Source organism: Luteimonas sp. A537 (genome assembly GCF_054052065.1).
On record NZ_JBSVRH010000002.1, the window covers coordinates 248065 to 262071 of the forward strand.

The window sequence follows — 14007 nt, forward strand, 5'->3', positions numbered from 1 at the left end:
CTTGCCGGCACGCGTACCGGCAGTCGTCGGAGCAGGCCAGCAGGACTGGCGGTCGAACCTTCTCCAAACGAGACAGCAGACGTCAACACACGCTTCACGCGTCAAACCGGTCACTTCCGCTCGCAGACAAAACAATATGAGCATCAGTTGTGATTCGTTGCGCGCGATTGCACTCGGGTCCGCACTTTGCAGCTCCGATGAGCGTTGCTCATCGGCCAGTTCACGAGGGATGCTCATCGCACTCGCGAAAAAAGCGGACCCGAAGGCCCGTTATCCGCCGATCGTGCCGTCGAACGGTGACTGGCGCCGACATGCGACCACGCAGCGCTGAGCCTTCCCGGGATATGGGAATGCGGTCACGGAAGCCGCCACGGGTTCGGATAACCTGAGCCCAGGGGTTGGCGGCAATCCGTGCCGCCGGGGAGCCCGGCATGAACACGAAGTTGCAGCACGCGCAGGCGGATGCCATCCGCGATGCGTTCGCCCGCCGCTACCAGTTGCGACGCCCGCCCCGCTACGGTCCTGCAGCCATTGCCCAAGCTGCCGCAGCCGCGACCGGCGCCGGCGCCGCACCGCCTAAGGGGGGCAACCAGCGACCGGGCTTCGTGCAGATGGCGAAGCCACCGTTCGCGGTCCGCGTGCTCAACAACCTCGGCTACGGGGCCACCACCGCGTCGGTCGCCGCGTTCAACGCGCTCGGCGGCAGCGATGCCGCCCGACTCACCGCCTACGTGGACCGCCAGCTGGCCTGGTCGACCATCGACGACAGCGCGGTCGAAGCCCGCTTGGCGGCAGCCGGCTACCAGACGCTGGGCAAGAGCCTGCCCCAGCTCTGGCAGGACCACGTGATCAACGCCACCGGCTCCAACACGCGCATGCTGCCGGCCTGGGAGGTGGAGCTTTCAGCCCTGGTACGCGCCGTGCATTCGGAGCGCCAGCTGCTGGAAGTGATGGTCACCTTCTGGCACGACCACTTCAACGTCACCCTGAGTGACTATTCCGCCGGCCCGGTGTACGTGCACTACCACCGCGATGTCATGCGCCAGCATGCGACGGGCAACTTCCGCGCCATGCTCGAGTCCGTCGCCACCAGCACGGCGATGCTGTACTACCTCGACAACCTTTCCAACAGCCGCTCCGGCCCGAACGAGAACTTCGCCCGCGAGCTGCTGGAGCTGCACACCTTCGGCGCCGAAAACTACCTGGGCTTCATGGATCCCTTCCAGGTGCCGCCCTGCCCGGAAGATCCGTCCTACCCGATCGGCTATACCGACATCGACGTCTACGAGACCGCGGCCGCATTCACCGGCTGGACGGTCCGCAACGGGCACTGGCAGTACCCGACCGAGGATGACGGCACCTTCGTCTATCGCGCCGCCTGGCACGACACCGGGCCGAAGTACGTGCTCGGCAGCTTCATCTACCCCGAGCAGCCCGCGCTCAAGGACGGCCGCGACATCCTCGACCGCATCGCCAGCCATCCGCGGGTGGCGAAGTTCATCTGCGGCAAGATCATCCGCCGCTTCTTCGCCGACACTCCACCCAGTGGCCTGGTCGACAGCGCAGCCGAGGTGTTCCGCGCGAACTGGCAGGCACCCGACCAGATCGCACGCACCCTGCGCCACATCCTGCTGTCGGACCTCGCCCGCAACGCGTGGGGATACAAGCAGCGCCGCCCCTTCGAAGCCGTGGCAGCCGCAATGCGCGTCCTCGACATCGACTGGACCCCGCGCGTCGGACAGGCGCGCTCCGACGAACTGCTGTGGCGCCTGGGCTTCACGGGGCACTCGCCTTATGACTGGCCGGCGCCAAACGGCTATCCCGACACCGCCCGCGAATGGATGGGTGGCAACCGCTATGCGATGACCTGGGATCTCGTGAACTGGCTTACCGAGACCGGCATCGACAGCGTGCCGGTCGCGCCGGTGCTTGCCACCACGCGCGCGCAGGTGCCGGCGGCGCAGTGGACGGCGCGGCGACTGGTCGACTTCTGGGCCAGGCGCACCCTCGGCTATCTGCCCGAGCCTGCGCGCCTGCAGGTGCTGGTGGCATTCATGGCCCAGAACGGAAACCCCGACACCTACGTCATCACCGACACCGACGCGTGGGCCACGGGCGACCTCAAGCGCCACTACAACCAGCAGCGGCTGCGCAGCATGGTCTCGCTGCTGCTGATGTCACCCGAATTTCTGGCGCGTTGAGGAGTCACGGAATGCCCTCCATGGAATTCGACCGCCGCAACTTCCTCAAGGGATGTTGCGCCACCGCGGCCATCGGCGCCGTCGGCCCCGGCCTGCTGTTCTCACCCGTGGCGCGCGCCGCGGAAAACAGCCACGACACCATCGTCCACGTGTTCCTGCGCGGCGGCCTCGACGGGCTCAACCTGGTGGTGCCGGTCTCCGGCGACGACCGCACGCACTACGAGCAGGCTCGCCCGAACCTGGCGATCGCGGCCAGCGGTGCCTACGGCGCCCTTCCACTTACCCTGGGAAACGGCAGCAACACCGGTTTCGGCCTGCACCCTTCGGCGTCCGGCCTGCACGAACTCTGGGACGAAGGCCGCCTGGCCATCGTGCACGGCTGCGGCATGCAGACCACGGTGACCCGCAGCCATTTCGATGCGCAGCTCTACCTCGACCTGGGCACGCCCGGGATGCAGGGTGGCGGCACCGGCTGGCTGGCACGCGCCTGGGCCAACCATCCCGGCGCCAGTGACTCGGTGCCGATCCCGGCACTTGCCGTGAACAGCCGCACGCCGGCGAACATGCTCGGTGCCACCCAGGCGCTGACCATGGGCAGCCCCGCTGAGTTCCGCCTCAACTCGGGCGCCTGGAGCTGGCAGACCTGGCGCGAGGGCATGCCGGCCGGCACCCGCGGCGTCAACGAGACCCTGGAGCTGCTGTGGAACGGGCCCACCGCGCTGGAGCTGGGTGGCAGGCGCGCCGACGCGTCGCTGCGCCTGATCCGCGAGCAGGACTTCCAGTCGACGCCACCGGCCAGCTGGCCCACCAGCACCTTCGCGCGCCAGCTGTGGACCGTCGCACAATCGATCCGCTTCAACCTTGGCCTGCGCTATGCGACCGTGGACCTCGGCGGCTGGGACACCCACGACGGCCAGGGCACCGCAGGCAGCGGCTACCACTACTACCAGAACAAGATCGCCGAGCTGTCGCAGGCGCTGTCGGCGTTCTACGCCGAGATGCACGCCGGCGGCGAGGCCTCGCGGGTGACGGTGGTGGTGCAGTCCGAGTTCGGGCGCCGCGTGCGACAGAACGGCAGCGGCGGCACCGACCACGGCTATGGCAATCCGATGCTCGTGCTGGGCGGGCCGGTCAACGGCCGGCGGTTCTATGGCAGCTTCGCCGGACTGCACCCGGAGATCCTGTCGCCGCACTTCGGCGACGTCCCGGTGACCACCGATTTCCGGCGCGTGCTTTGGGACATCCTGCAGCAACGCATGGGCCACACCAGCGCCCAGGCGGTCTTCCCCGGCTACACGGGCCACGCGCCGCTGGGGATCGTGCAGGCGGCGGGCGCCGCGGCTGTCGCAGCCCTGCCGCAGCACCCACAACCGATTTACGGGTCGTCGCTGCCGCCGCGCCGCCCCGCAGGAGCGACAGCAGGGTCCCGCTTCACGTCGCCGGCGACCATTGCGACTGCCGACACGCCGGTCGTGGCCGCAAGGCCGCGGCGCCCGCCGCCGCTTCCGCTGCGAGTCGTGCGCTGGCACATGGAACTCGTGCACCGCCTGCTTTCGCGCGCGGCTCCCTGAGTCCGGCCGGCCGCCAGCCAGCGGGAGGAGTACACCTCCTGTGTGCGGGACGGGCAGCGCGCATCCCAACGGAGCAGCTCCCGGCCCCAACTGTCACGTCAGCACCGCTGAGCCTCGACAAGAACCAGCCACAGCGCCGTGCCGGCTGTACGTCTCTCCCTCAACGAGAGAGAACCAGACAAAGGGCTGCTGCCGAACGCAGGAAAGCGGGCCGAAGCCCGCTTTCCTGATGAAACGTGACGCGCCCGAAGGCGCGTCGGGTACCGTCAGCCCTTACTCGGCCGGCGTGCCCTCGCCTTCTTCGACGGCCTTCATCGACAGGCGGATGCGGCCCTGCTTGTCGACTTCCAGCACCTTGACCTTGACCACGTCGCCTTCCTTGAGCACGTCGCTGACCTTCTCGACCCGGTCGTTGGAGATCTGCGACACGTGCACCAGGCCGTCCTTGCCGGGGGAGATGGTGACGAAGGCACCGAAGTCCATCAGCTTGACGACCTTGCCCTCGTAGATCCGGCCCGGCTCGACGTCGGAGGTGATCTGCTCGATGCGCTCCTTGGCGGCGCGACCGGCGGCGGCGTCGACGGATGCAATCGTGATCGTGCCGTCGTCCTGGATGTCGATCTGGGTGCCGGTTTCCTTGGTGATCGCCTGGATGACCGAACCGCCCTTGCCGATCACTTCGCGGATCTTGTCGGGGTGGATCTTGATGGTGATCAGGCGCGGAGCGAACTCGCTCAGCTCCGAACGCGGCGAGGTCAGCGCGGACTCCATCTCCTTGAGGATGTGCAGGCGGCCCTGCTTCGCCTGCGCCAGCGCGACCTTCATGATCTCTTCGGTGATGCCCTGGATCTTGATGTCCATCTGCAGCGCCGAAATACCCTTCTCGGTGCCGGCGACCTTGAAGTCCATGTCGCCCAGGTGGTCTTCGTCACCGAGGATGTCGGACAGCACGACGTAGTCGTCGCCTTCCTTCACCAGGCCCATGGCGATGCCGGCGACCGGTGCCTTGATCGGCACGCCCGCGTCCATCAGCGCCAGCGAGGAACCGCAGACCGAGGCCATCGACGAGGAACCGTTCGACTCGGTGATCTCCGACACCACGCGGATCGTGTACGGGAACGCTTCCATCGTCGGCATCACGGCAAGCACGCCGCGCTTGGCAAGGCGGCCGTGGCCGATCTCGCGACGCTTCGGGCCCATCATGCGGCCGGCTTCACCCACCGAGTACGGGGGGAAGTTGTAGTGGAACAGGAAGTGCTCCTTGTACTCGCCGGAGACCGCGTCGATGATCTGGCCGTCGCGGGCGGTGCCCAGCGTGACGGCGACGATCGCCTGGGTCTCGCCGCGGGTGAACAGCGAGGAGCCGTGGACGCGCGGCAGCACGCCGACCTTCGAGGCGATCGGGCGCACGGTGTCGGGCGCGCGGCCATCGATGCGGACCTTGGTCGTGAGGACCGAGTTGCGCATGGTCTGGTATTCCTGCTCGCTGAACTCCTTCGACAGGTCACCGGTCGCCCATGCCTTCGTCTCCGCTTCCGGGGCGATGGCGGCGAGGATCGACTTCTTGAGGTTGGAGATCGCGTCCTTGCGCTCGAGCTTGTCGCGCACCTGGAAGGCTTCGGCGAGCTTCTCGCCGACCGCGGTGCGGATCGCGCTGACGATGCCTTCGTCGGCGGCGGGCTTGCTCCAGGTCCACTTCGGCTTGCCGGCTTCGGCGACGAGCTCGTTGATGGTGTCGATCGCGACCTGCATCTGCTGGTGGCCGAACATCACCGCGCCGAGCATCACGTCCTCGGACAGCTCGTTGGCCTCGGACTCGACCATCAGCACCGCGTTCGCGGTACCGGCGACGACGAGTTCAAGGTCGGACTCCTTCAGCTCCGACACGGTCGGGTTGAGCAGGTACTGGCCGTCCTTGTAGCCGACCTTGGCGGCGCCGATCGGGCCGTCGAAGGGCGCGCCCGAGAGCGACAGCGCGGCCGAGGCGCCGATCAGGGCGAGGATGTCGCCGTCGACCTCGGGGTTCATCGACATCACCGTGGCGATGATCTGCACTTCGTTGCGGAAGCCGTCGGGGAACAGCGGGCGGATCGGGCGGTCGATCAGGCGCGAAGTCAGCGTCTCCTTCTCGGTCGCGCGGCCCTCGCGCTTGAAGAAGCCGCCCGGGATGCGGCCACCGGCGTAGAACTTCTCCTGGTAGTCGACGGTGAGCGGGAAGAAGTCCTGCCCCTCGCGTGCGGTCTTGTTGGCGACCGCGCTGACCAGCAGCATGGTGCCCTCGCACGAGATCATGACCGCGCCGCCGGCCTGGCGTGCGATCTCACCGGTCTCGATGGTGACCGTGCGACTGCCGTACTCGAAGCTCTTGGTAACTTTCGCCACGTTGGTGATTCCTCGGTGTCTCTTGCGATGAACCGGCCGGGACCCTTGCCCCTTGCCGGGTGGCGCGCCCGCGGCGCGCCGGAAAAAGAACCGCGGCGCATTTCTGCGCCGCGGCGGGGTATGTATCAGCGACGCAGGCCAAGCTTCCCGATCAGCGCCTTGTAGCGCGCGATGTCCTTGCGGTGCAGGTAGTCAAGCAGGCTGCGGCGCGTGTTGACCATCTTCAGCAGGCCGCGGCGGCTGTGGTGGTCCTGCTTGTGGATCTTGAAGTGCTCGGTGAGGTGCACGATGCGTGCGGTCAGCAGGGCGACCTGGACTTCGGTGGAGCCGGTGTCGTTTTCGCCGCGCTTGTTGTCTGCAATGATGGAGCTGGTGTCGATGGACATCGTTTCATGCCTTTCTGTGATGCGTGGACCGCAGGAACGCACCCATGCCGGTTGGCACGGACGCACACCACGAGAACCGCCGCTTGCTGTGGGAACGTCTGGCGCCCGTCATTGGGCACCCGAAGTGCTTGGAAAAAGCCGCGGAATTGTACCGCGCGGGAGGCCTCCCGGACAAGGCGCGGCCTTCAGTCCGTGCCCGGCGCCGCGGCGGGAGCGGGCTGCGCACAAGCCCATGTGAACATGCGTCGCGGCTTCAGGCCGCCCTCGCCATCGGTCGTCCCCAGGCCCAGCACCCGGGCCCCTGGTCCAAACACGGCCACTTCGCCTGCGCCCGTGAATACGCCATCCACGCCCTGCCCATGCGCCAGGCGAGCGGCGCCGGCGGCATCCACCTCGACCCGCGGCCAGGCATCCATGCCCGCTTCGACCGGCAACAGGCAGGCCTCGAGGCTGCGCTCGCCCCGTTCAGCCAGCGCCTCGAGCTCGGCGAACGTCCACATCCTCGGGTTCCTGAACGGATCCACCCACAGCCTCCGCAATTCAGCGACGTGGGCACCGCAGCCCAAGGCTTCGCCGAGATCGCGCACAAGGCTGCGCACATAGGTTCCCGATCCGCACTCCACGCGCAGGCGCAGGATGTTCCCGGGCGCCACGCCGTCGGCGGCATCCAGCAGGTCGGCCGCAGACAGCAGGCTGAATTCGTGCACGTCGACCGCGCGCGGCTCGATCTCGACGTCTTCGCCGCGGCGCGCCTTCGCATACAGCGGCTCGCCGCCGCGCTTGAGCGCGGAATAGATCGGCGGCCGCTGCATGATGGCGCCGGTAAGCCGTGCAAGGGCGGCATCGATGGTGGCGATGTCCAGCAGCGGCACCGGACGCTCGCGCAGCACCTGGCCTTCGGCGTCATCGGTATCGGTGACCTGGCCCAGGCGGGCGACGGTGTCGTAGGCCTTGCGCGCGCCGAGCAGCCCGCCGGCGATCTTGGTGGCCTCGCCGAAGCACAGCGGCAGTAGGCCGGTGGCCAGCGGATCCAGGCTGCCGGTGTGGCCACCCTTTTCCGCGCGGAACAGGTGGCGCGCACGCTGCAGCGCCTGGTTGGAACTCGGTCCACGGGGCTTGTCGAGCAGCAGGATGCCGTCAAGCCTGCGGAACTTCGTTCGCGATCGTTGCTTCATCGCGCCATTGTAGGTGGCGTGCACTTGATGTGGATCATGGCCGCCCGCCCATGCGCGGCGCAGCCTGAGGGATCCGTCCGCTGCACGTCCGATCGACCACGAACAGGAGCGTTCAATGAAGACGAAAACCCTGGCCCTTGCACTGGCGCTGTCGGCGATGGCCGTACCCGTCCATGCACAGGAAGCCGCCGCGGCCGCACCCGCCGCCGACTACGTCCCCAGCCTGGTCACCGCCACGCCGCTGCAGGGACGGCAGCTGGCGATCACCCTGGTCAGGAAGACCATCGGCAGCATCCAGAAGGACGGCGACGCCAAGCAGCGCGTGCGCGAGAAGTACGAAGAGGATCCGATGATGCTCATGCGTGCGGCCGAACTTGTCGCGATCGAGTTCAGGACGATCGCCGAAGCCAACGATTACTGGCGCGGACAGGAAGAAGGCGGCGACTGATCACGTCGTGGGAGCGGCTACAGCCGCGATCGGCGGACAGCCTGCGACGGGAGCCTCCGTTGTGGCGCGCGTTGCCCGTCCCGTGCACAGGGGGTGTGCTCCCCCGGCAGTCTCCGCGTCCTGCTACCACTGCCGGCCGCCGGCCATCCATGGCCGGCTGTACGCCCCCCCCTGTGCACGGGACGGGCCGTGGAGTTTCTTGGCTTCGGGACGGAGATCAAGAGCGGGCGCGCTCGCGCTCGTAGGGGTCGCCCTGGCGTGGCTGTGCCGCTTGATCCAGGACGATCCACCGGGTTTCAACGTCGGCGTCGCTGCCTCCCTCCCCCGACCGCAAAGAAGGTCCGGGCCCGCCGTGGATGCAGGGGGATTCCCGAAGCCGGCCATGGATGGCCGGCGGCCGGATTTGGGAGCAGGACGCGCATAATCCGGCTGGGCATCCGCCCCTGCGTCCACGGCGGGTAGCGCGCACCCTCCCGGACTCCCTCCCGGAGCAATCGACCGAAAGCCCCCCTCAATCGGGAGAAGAGCCTTTTTCGTGGGAACGGCTATAGCCGCGATTGCGCTTACGCCCGACTGTGCCGCTGTCTGGAAAATTGATCGCGGCTATAGCCGCTCCCACAGAAGCCGGGAAGCCGCTCAGTCTTCGTTGGGGGCGTCTGGCAGGTCGCGCAGCAGGTTGTCGATGCGTTCGCCGCGATCGACCGAGTCGTCGTAGTGGAAATGCAGCTCGGGCACGTGGCGCATCTTCACCGCGCGCGCGAGCCGGTAGCGGATTTCCGGTGCCACCGCCTTCAGGCCCTTTAGCGCCTCGGCGGCGCGCTCGGACTGCAGGGCGGTCACGAACACCTTGGCGTGCGCCATGTCGCGCGTGACCTCGACGTCGGACACGCTCACCGACGGCAGGCCGTGCTCGGCCACCGCCTCTCGCACCAGGGTGCCCAGCTCCCTGCGAAGCTGGGCGGAGACGCGATCGGTGCGATGGAAGGTCTTCTGCGACATCAGAGCGTGCGCTGCACTTCGACGCGCTCGAAGCACTCGATCTTGTCGCCCGGCTTGATGTCGTTGTAGGCCTTCACGCCGATGCCGCACTCGGTGTTGACGCGCACCTCATCGACGTTCTCCTTGAAGCGGCGCAGCGATTCCAGCTCGCCCTCGAAGATGACGACTTCGTCGCGCAGCACGCGGATCGGCTTGTTGCGACGGACCACGCCCTCGATGACCATGCTGCCGGCGACGGCACCGAACTTGGAGCTGCGGAACACCTCGCGGACCTCGGCGGTGCCGATGATCTCTTCACGGATCTCCACGCCAAGGATGCCGGACGCGACCTGCTTCACCTGGTCGATGACGTCATAGATGATCGAGAAGTAGCGCAGGTCGAGGCCGCTGCCTTCGATCACCTTGCGTGCCGACGCGTCGGCACGGACGTTGAAGCCGATGATCGTCGCCTTGGAGGTGGCGGCGGAGTTCGCATCGGACTCGGTGATGCCACCCACGCCCGAGCGGATGATGTTCACCCGGATGTCGTCGTTGGACAGCGCCACCAGGGCTTGGCGCAGTGCTTCCACCGAACCCTGGACGTCGGCCTTGATGACCAGCGGCAGCTCGAGCTGCTGGCCGCCGCCCATCTGCGCCATGATGTCTTCCATGCGGTTGCCCGCGGCCTGCACCAGGCGCAGCTCGCGACGCTTGGACTCGCGCTGCTGCGCAACTTCCTTGGCCAGGCGCTCGTCGTCGACGACCACGAAATCGTCGCCGGCATCGGGCACGCCCGACAGGCCGACCACCTGCACCGGAATGGATGGGCCCGCCGAAGGCACCTGGCCACCGGTTTCGTCGAACAGTGCGCGCACGCGACCGTATTCCACGCCGCAGACCAGGAAGTCACCCTTGTTGAGCAGGCCCTGCTGCACCAGCACCGTGGCCACCGGGCCGCGGCCCTTGTCGAGCGAGGACTCGATGACCGTGCCGCTGGCACGTCCTTCGCCGATCGCCTTGAGCTCCAGCACTTCGGACTGCAGGTTGATCGCATCGAGCAGGTCGTCGACGCCGTCGCCGGTCTTGGCGGACAGTTCGACCATCTGCGTGTCACCGCCGAACTCTTCGGCCACGACGTCATGGGACAGCAATTCGTTCTTGATCCGCGAAGGATCGGCCTCGGACTTGTCGATCTTGTTGATCGCCACGATCAGGGGCACATTCGCCGCCTTCGCGTGCTGGATCGCTTCGATCGTCTGCGGCATCACGCCGTCATCGGCGGCCACCACCAGCACCACGAGGTCGGTGATCTTGGCGCCGCGTGCACGCATCGAAGTGAATGCGGCGTGGCCCGGGGTGTCGAGGAAGCTGATGACACCCTTGGGCGTTTCGACGTGGTACGCGCCGATGTGCTGGGTGATGCCACCGGCCTCGCCCGTGGCGATCTTGGTACGGCGGATGTAGTCGAGCAGCGAAGTCTTGCCGTGGTCGACGTGACCCATGATGGTCACGACCGGCGGACGCGGCGTCTGGTCGCCGGTGATCTCTTCGACGTGTGCGAGCAGCTCGCTCTCGGCGTCGTCGGCATCGGCACGCACGGCCTGGTGGCCGAGTTCCTCGGTGACCAGCGCCGCGGTGTCGTGGTCGATGGACTGGGTGATGGTGGCCATCACGCCCATCTTGAACAGCGCCTTGACCACGTCGCCGCCCTTCATTGCCAGCTTCTGGGCAAGATCGGCGACGGTGATCGCCTCGCCGATCGCGACCTCACGCACGACAGGCGCGGTCGGACGGGTGAAGCCGGTGCCGGTGCGCGACTGGTCGCGCTGCTGGCCACGCTGCGCGCCACGCTTGGGGCGTGCGGTGCTGCGGCGCGCGCGGTCGGCGGGCGACAGGTGCATCTGCCCGGCGAAGCGTGCGGCGGCGCCTTCCTCATCCTCGGGGCCGGCAGCCATCGCATGCGAACCCCGGTGCTTGCCCTTGGCCGCGCTGCGATCGTCGCGCGCCGGAGCCGGCTTGGGATGGCCATGGCCGTGTGCCTTGCGCGGAGCAGCCTCTTCCGTCGCGACCGCGGCGACCGCGGCCTCGGCCTCGGTACGCACGCGCTCGGCCTCTTCGGCCTCGCGACGCTTGGCTGCCTCGGCCTCCTCCACGCGACGACGGTCGACGTCGGCGAGGCGCTGCTGCTCGTCGAGGTTGCGCTGGCGCGACTCCTCGAGCTTGCGCAGGATCTCGGCGCGCTCGTCGTCCTCTCCGCCGCCCACGGCACCGCCGGCCTGGGGCTTGACCAGCGTGACCTTCTTGCGCACGACCACGTCGACGGTCGGCTTGTTGCGGCCGCCGCCCACGGTGAGCGTGCTCTTGCGCTGGAGGGTGATCTTCTTGGGTGCGACCGGATCCACGGCGCCCTTCTCGGCACGGCCATGGGTGCGGCGCAGGAAGCCCAGGAGCTTCACCTTTTCGGTACTGGTCACGACCTGGTCGGGATCGTTGAACGGCATGCCCGCTTCGGACAGCTGTTCAAGCAGTTTCTCGACCGGCGTGTTCACCAGTGCGGCCAGCTTGCGGATGGTGGTTTGCTGCGACATTCGGATTCCGGTTCCTCTGGCGTCGGCACATGCCGCGCTATGGATGGATCAATTCTGGGTGCTTGCCATGCTCGGGGGCCGTGATGGCCCCAGCCTGTCAGCCTTCGCTTTCCAGGCGCGCGATCTCACCCGCGCGCGCGGCCAGCACGAGGGCTGCGGCACGCTCCTGGTCAAGGCCTTCGATGCCGAACTCCAGCACCTCGTCGACCGCGAGGTCCGACAGGTCCTCGGCGGTGCACACGCCGTTGGCGGCCAGCGCGAAGGCGGTTTCGTCATCCATGCCTTCAAGCGCCAGCATGTCGTCGGCCGGAACGTTGTCACCGAGCTCCTCTTCGACCGCGAGCGCGTCGTTGAGCAGCGCATCGCGGGCGCGGGCGCGAAGTTCCTCGACGATGTCCTCGTCGAAGCCCTCCACCGCCAGCAGCTCGCCAACCGGCACGTAGGCGATTTCCTCGACCGTGCTGAAGCCCTCGGCCACCAGGATGCCGGCAATCTCATCGTCGACCTCCAGCTTCTCCTGGAACAGGGCGCGCGCCGTGGCCTGCTCGGCGTCCGACTTCGCGGTGACCTGGTCCTGGGTCATGACGTTGAGCTGCCAGCCCGAGAGGCGGCTGGCGAGGCGCACGTTCTGGCCGCCCTTGCCGATCGCCTGCGCCAGGCGGTCCTCGGCGACCGCGAGATCCATCGAGTGCTTGTCCTCGTCGACCACGATCGACTGCACCTCGGCCGGCGCCATCGCGTTGATCACGAACTGCGCCGGGTTGTCCGACCACAGCACGATGTCGACGCGCTCGCCGTTGAGCTCGTTCGACACCGCCTGCACGCGCGAACCACGCATGCCGATGCAGGCGCCGATCGGATCGGTGCGGGTGTCGTAGGCGACCACGGCGATCTTGGCGCGGTCGCCCGGATCACGCGCACAGGCCTTGATCTCGACCAGGCCCTGGCCGACTTCCGGCACTTCGAGCTTGAACAGTTCGACCATGAACTCCGGCGCGGCGCGGCTGATGAACAACTGCGGGCCACGCGGCTCGGTGCGCACGTCATAGAGATAGCCGCGGATGCGGTCGCCGGCGCGCACGACGTCGCGCGGGATCGCCTTGTCCTTGGGGATGAAAGCTTCTGCGTTGCCGCCGAGGTCGACGAAGACGTTGCCGCGCTCGACGCGCTTGACCACGCCGGTGACCAGCTCGCCCACGCGGTCCTTCCACGCGTCCACGACCTGCTGGCGCTCGGCCTCGCGCACGCGCTGCACGATCACCTGCTTGGCGGCCTGGGCGGCGATGCGGCCGAAGTCGACGTTCTCGATCTGCTCTTCGATGTAGTCGCCGATCTCGACGCCTTCGGCCTCGTCGACCGCGTCCATCATGCGGATCTGGCGGTCCGGCGACTCCATCACCACGTCGTCGGCCACGACCTCCCAGCGGCGGAAGGTCTCGTAATTGCCGTCCTTGGAATCGATGGCAACGCGGGTCAGCACGTCCTGCTCGAGATAGCGCTTCTTGGCCGCGGTGGCCAGGGCCGCCTCGAGGGCTTCAAGGATCACCGACTCCGGCACGCCCTTCTCATGGGCGACCGCATCGACGACCAGCAACAGTTCCTTGCTCATCTTCTCTATTACTCCGCACGGGACGGCTTCGACGCCGCCGGCTTGTTGTTGGTTGTTTGTTTGCCACCGGGCTTGCCCTTGCCCGGGCGCGCATCGCGCCCGGAGGCGTCCTTCGCCGGCCCGTAGCCAAGCGCCACCCAGTCGGGCACCAGGCGCGCCTTGTCGATGTTGTCGCCAGCGACCGTGAACGGCCGGCCGTCGATGTCGAACGTGACTGTTTCGCCCTCCACCGCGACGATCCGCCCCAGCAGCCTGCGCCGGCCGTCCTGCGGCAGTTTCAGGCCGACCTTCGCCTGCTCGCCGATGAAGCGCTCGAAGTGCGCCAGCGTGAACAGCATCCGGTCGACGCCGGGCGACGACACCTCGAGGGTGTAGTTGCTGCTGATCGGATCCTCGACGTCGAGCTGGGCGGAGACCTCGCGGCTGACCGCCTCGCAGTCCTCGATGCCGACGCCCTGGCCATCGGCGGCCGGATCCGCACCCGGACGGTCGATGTACAGGCGCAGCATCGCGCCGCCGCCGGGCGACGGCAGGTATTCCACGCCCAGCAGCTCCAGGCCGAGGGCGGCAACGGTCGGCGAAAGGAGATCCGCGATGTCGGTCGACTTGTCGGCCACGATGCCTCCTCTGTCCTGGTCCATTGCCTGCCGCGCCGGGCGCAAAAAATAA

At 67.7% G+C, this 14007-nt stretch carries 10 protein-coding genes; 3 read left to right on the forward strand and 7 right to left on the reverse strand.

The features are described from left to right. The first annotated feature begins 431 nt into the window (after window positions 1-431). Entirely contained in the window at window positions 432-2201 is a 1770-nt protein-coding gene (locus tag ACW7GZ_RS05000; RefSeq protein ID WP_457008182.1) for a DUF1800 domain-containing protein, read from the forward strand. 11 nt (window positions 2202-2212) lie between these two features. Next, window positions 2213-3772, forward strand: coding sequence for a DUF1501 domain-containing protein (locus ACW7GZ_RS05005; protein WP_457008184.1), 1560 nt, complete (start codon window positions 2213-2215; stop codon window positions 3770-3772). A gap of 273 nt (window positions 3773-4045) precedes the next feature. On the opposite strand, the gene pnp is transcribed toward ACW7GZ_RS05005, so the two are convergent. The 3 genes from pnp to truB form a co-directional block, all read right to left on the reverse strand. Continuing rightward, on the reverse strand, window positions 4046-6154 hold the full coding sequence (pnp, locus tag ACW7GZ_RS05010) for a polyribonucleotide nucleotidyltransferase (RefSeq protein WP_457003580.1): 2109 nt from the start codon (window positions 6152-6154) through the stop codon (window positions 4046-4048). A gap of 125 nt (window positions 6155-6279) precedes the next feature. After that, window positions 6280-6540 (reverse strand): 30S ribosomal protein S15, encoded by a 261-nt coding sequence (rpsO, locus tag ACW7GZ_RS05015; RefSeq protein ID WP_457003578.1) that lies wholly within the window; start codon window positions 6538-6540, stop codon window positions 6280-6282. Between the two features lie 185 nt (window positions 6541-6725). Next, window positions 6726-7715: a tRNA pseudouridine(55) synthase TruB gene (gene truB / locus ACW7GZ_RS05020; RefSeq protein ID WP_457003576.1), complete on the reverse strand. Its 990-nt coding sequence runs from the start codon at window positions 7713-7715 to the stop codon at window positions 6726-6728. Window positions 7716-7830: 115 nt separating this feature from the next. Between truB and ACW7GZ_RS05025 the strand changes: the two genes are divergently transcribed. Beyond that, a complete protein-coding gene (locus tag ACW7GZ_RS05025; RefSeq protein ID WP_457003575.1) occupies window positions 7831-8163 on the forward strand; it encodes a hexameric tyrosine-coordinated heme protein in 333 nt (110 codons plus the stop codon). A 636-nt stretch (window positions 8164-8799) separates the two neighbouring features. Here ACW7GZ_RS05025 and rbfA read toward each other — a convergent pair. The 4 genes from rbfA to ACW7GZ_RS05045 all read right to left on the reverse strand — a co-directional run bounded on the left by rbfA (window position 8800) and on the right by ACW7GZ_RS05045 (window position 13955). After that, window positions 8800-9162: a 30S ribosome-binding factor RbfA gene (gene rbfA / locus ACW7GZ_RS05030; RefSeq protein WP_457003573.1), complete on the reverse strand. Its 363-nt coding sequence runs from the start codon at window positions 9160-9162 to the stop codon at window positions 8800-8802. Then, entirely contained in the window at window positions 9162-11729 is a 2568-nt protein-coding gene (gene infB, locus ACW7GZ_RS05035) for a translation initiation factor IF-2 (protein ID WP_457008186.1), read from the reverse strand. The genes rbfA and infB overlap by 1 nt, the downstream gene beginning before the upstream one ends. 97 nt (window positions 11730-11826) lie before the next feature. Further along, window positions 11827-13338 carry a transcription termination factor NusA gene (gene nusA, locus ACW7GZ_RS05040; RefSeq protein ID WP_457003570.1) on the reverse strand — a complete coding sequence of 504 codons (1512 nt, stop codon included), beginning with the start codon at window positions 13336-13338 and terminating at the stop codon, window positions 11827-11829. An 8-nt stretch (window positions 13339-13346) separates the two neighbouring features. After that, window positions 13347-13955: a ribosome maturation factor RimP gene (locus tag ACW7GZ_RS05045; RefSeq protein ID WP_457008615.1), complete on the reverse strand. Its 609-nt coding sequence runs from the start codon at window positions 13953-13955 to the stop codon at window positions 13347-13349. Window positions 13956-14007: the final 52 nt, after the last annotated feature.

Bases quoted from the DNA above. Each gene is read 5' to 3' on its own strand.
- truB (WP_457003576.1), bottom strand. From the start codon at position 7,715: ATGAAGCAACGATCGCGAACGAAGTTCCGCAGGCTTGACGGCATCCTG.
- nusA (WP_457003570.1), bottom strand. From the start codon at position 13,338: ATGAGCAAGGAACTGTTGCTGGTCGTCGATGCGGTCGCCCATGAGAAG.
- rbfA (WP_457003573.1), bottom strand. From the start codon at position 9,162: ATGTCGCAGAAGACCTTCCATCGCACCGATCGCGTCTCCGCCCAGCTT.
- ACW7GZ_RS05000 (WP_457008182.1), top strand. From the start codon at position 432: ATGAACACGAAGTTGCAGCACGCGCAGGCGGATGCCATCCGCGATGCG.
- infB (WP_457008186.1), bottom strand. From the start codon at position 11,729: ATGTCGCAGCAAACCACCATCCGCAAGCTGGCCGCACTGGTGAACACG.
- rpsO (WP_457003578.1), bottom strand. From the start codon at position 6,540: ATGTCCATCGACACCAGCTCCATCATTGCAGACAACAAGCGCGGCGAA.
- ACW7GZ_RS05005 (WP_457008184.1), top strand. From the start codon at position 2,213: ATGCCCTCCATGGAATTCGACCGCCGCAACTTCCTCAAGGGATGTTGC.
- ACW7GZ_RS05025 (WP_457003575.1), top strand. From the start codon at position 7,831: ATGAAGACGAAAACCCTGGCCCTTGCACTGGCGCTGTCGGCGATGGCC.